Annotated in this window: 3 protein-coding genes; all 3 read right to left on the bottom strand. The window is 69.6% G+C overall.

What is annotated here, in order from left to right; all coding sequences use genetic code 11:
- Positions 1-801, bottom strand: an 801-nt coding sequence (locus C5F48_RS23165) for an alpha-D-ribose 1-methylphosphonate 5-phosphate C-P-lyase PhnJ (protein WP_107666050.1), incomplete at its 3' end; no start/stop codon positions are given.
- Positions 802-911: 110 nt separating this feature from the next.
- Complete coding sequence (locus C5F48_RS23170; RefSeq protein WP_107666051.1) at positions 912-1,994, bottom strand: carbon-phosphorus lyase complex subunit; 1,083 nt, start codon at positions 1,992-1,994, stop codon at positions 912-914.
- A partial coding sequence (phnH, locus tag C5F48_RS23175) for a phosphonate C-P lyase system protein PhnH (protein WP_107666052.1) occupies positions 1,994-2,389 on the bottom strand: 396 nt, incomplete at its 5' end. The genes phnH and C5F48_RS23170, both read right to left, overlap by 1 nt.

The following is a 2,389-nucleotide window of genomic DNA, read 5'->3' on the forward strand; positions in this document are numbered from 1 at the left end:
GGTGTCCGAGCAGACGAACATCCGCCCGCCCTCGTCATCGGTGATCACCTCGTCCAGATAGCTCTCGCCCGCGCCGCAGAGATCGCAGGCGTGATCCGCCTTGCCGGGCTGGAACGGGTGGTCGTCGAAGTCGAGGCTCACCACCTCGGTATAGGGCGGCAGCGCATAGATCCGCTGTTCCCGCCCCGCGCCGAACAGCTGCAGCGCCGACGAGCCCGAGAGCTTGGGGTTGTCGAACTTCGGGATCGGCGAGGGGTCCATCACATAACGCCCCTCCACCTTCACCGGATAGGCATAGGAGGTCGCGATCTCGCCATGCCGGGCGATGTCCTCATAAAGCTTCACATGCATCAGCCCGTAATCCTCGAGCGCATGCATCTTGCGCGTCTCGGTCTCGCGCGGCTCGAGAAAGCGCAGCGGCTCGGGGATCGGCACCTGATAGACGAGGATCTGCCCCTCGCTCAGCGCCGCCTCCGGGATCCGGTGCCGGGTCTGGATGATCGTCGCCCGCGCCGTCTCCTCGGTCACCGCCACGCCGGCGGTGCGCTGGAAGAACTTGCGGATCGACACCGCGTTGGTGGTGTCGTCGGCGCCTTGGTCGATTACCTTCAGGCAGTCGTCGGTCTTCAGGCAGGCCGCCGTCACCTGCACCCCGCCGGTGCCCCAGCCATAGGGCATCGGCATCTCCCGGCTGGCGAAGGGCACCTGATAGCCGGGCACCGCCACGGCCTTCAGGATCGCCCGGCGGATCATCCGCTTGGTCTGCTCGTCCAGATAGGCGAAGTTGTAGCCCTCTCCCATCGCTGTTTCTCCTTTGCCCGAAATACTCCCGCCGGAGGCCCCTGAGGTCTGCCGCCCCGCGGCAGACCGAGGCGGAAGGCTCGGCGCGGAACGCGCCTCCGCTGGATTGGTCATTCCGCCGCCTCCCGTTGCGCGAAGACTTCGGCCCGCAGCCGCCGCACCAGCTCCAGCTCGGACTGGAAGTCGACGTAATGCGGCAGCTTGATATGCTCGAGAAAGCCGGTGGCCTGGATGTTGTCGCAATGCGAGAGCACGAATTCCTCGTCCTGCGCCGGAGCGCCGCTGGCGTCCTCGCCCAGTTCCTTCCAGCGCAGCGCCCGGTCGACCAGCGACATCGAGATCGCCTTGCGCTCCGACTGGCCGAAGACCAGCCCGTAGCCGCGGGTGAACTGCGGCGGCTCGGTCTTCGAGCCCTTGAACTGGTTCACCGTCTCGCATTCGGTCAGCTCGATCTCGCCGATCTCCACGGCGAAGCCCAGCTCGGGGATCTCCATCTCCACCGCCACCGTGCCGATGCGCAGCTCGCCGACAAAGGCATGGGTCCGGCCGTAGCCGCGCTGGGTCGAATAGGCCAGGGACAGCACGAAGCCCTCGTCGCCCCGGGTCAGCGCCTGCAGCCTTAGCGGCCGGTCGGCGGGCAGCTCCAGCGGCTCGCGCGTCAGGTCGCCCGGCACGGCCTCGGAGGCGGGTTGCTCCTCGATCAGCCCGTCGCGGTTCAGGAAGCCGGCGATATGCGGCACGGTAGTCGGCAGGGCCGGGGCCTCGGCCGCCCGCGGCGCCTCGCCCTCGGCCAGCAGCGCGAAATCGAGCAGCCGGTGGGTGTAATCGAAGGTCGGCCCCAGCACCTGGCCGCCCGGCGCGTCCTTGAAGGTGGCGCTGATCCGGCGCAGGCAGTCCATCCGCGCCGTCTCCACCGGCTCCGAGGCGCCGAAGCGCGGCAGGGTGGTGCGATAGGCGCGGATCAGGAAGATCGCCTCGATCAGGTCGCCGCGCGCCTGCTTGATCGCCAGCGCCGCCAGCTCGGGGTCGTAGAGCGAGCCTTCCGCCATCACCCGGTTCACCGCCAGCGCCATCTGGCTCTGGATCTGCGCCACCCCCAGTTCCGGCACCGCCGGATCGCCGCGGCGTTCCTCCGCCAGCCAGGCATGGGCGTTGTCGATCGCCCGCTCGCCGCCTTTCACCGCGACATACATCAGCAGATCTCCGTGCTGCGCGGCACCGCCGCGAGGCGGTCGCCGCAGGTGAGGAAGCTGTCGATCCCCAGCGGGAACAGCCGGTGGTTGGCCTCGAAGAACGCGGTCTCCGGCAGCGACAGCCGCGCCGTCGTCTCGATCCCCGGGCCGCGCAGGGCGGGGCCCTCGTCGCTCAGTTGCGACAGCTCGGCGATCACCGTGGCGGAGCGATCGGGGTATTCCGGCGTGCCGATCGGCAGCTCGGCCAGCGGCAGCGCCTCCCAGCGGCCGAGCGCCAGCACCGCCTCGGCCGGCCCGACCAGCGGCGCGCCGCAGTGGAAGGTGACCCAGTCTCGCACCGCCGGCGTGTCATGCGCCCCGGCGAGGTGCAGCGGCGTGGTGCCGTCGGCAAGGGT

The sequence above is a fragment of the Cereibacter changlensis JA139 genome (assembly GCF_003034985.1).
Classification (GTDB): Bacteria; Pseudomonadota; Alphaproteobacteria; order Rhodobacterales; family Rhodobacteraceae; genus Cereibacter; species Cereibacter changlensis.

Excerpts from the sequence above, each read along its gene's own strand:
- C5F48_RS23170 (WP_107666051.1), bottom strand. The coding sequence starts at position 1,994 with ATGTATGTCGCGGTGAAAGGCGGCGAGCGGGCGATCGACAACGCCCAT.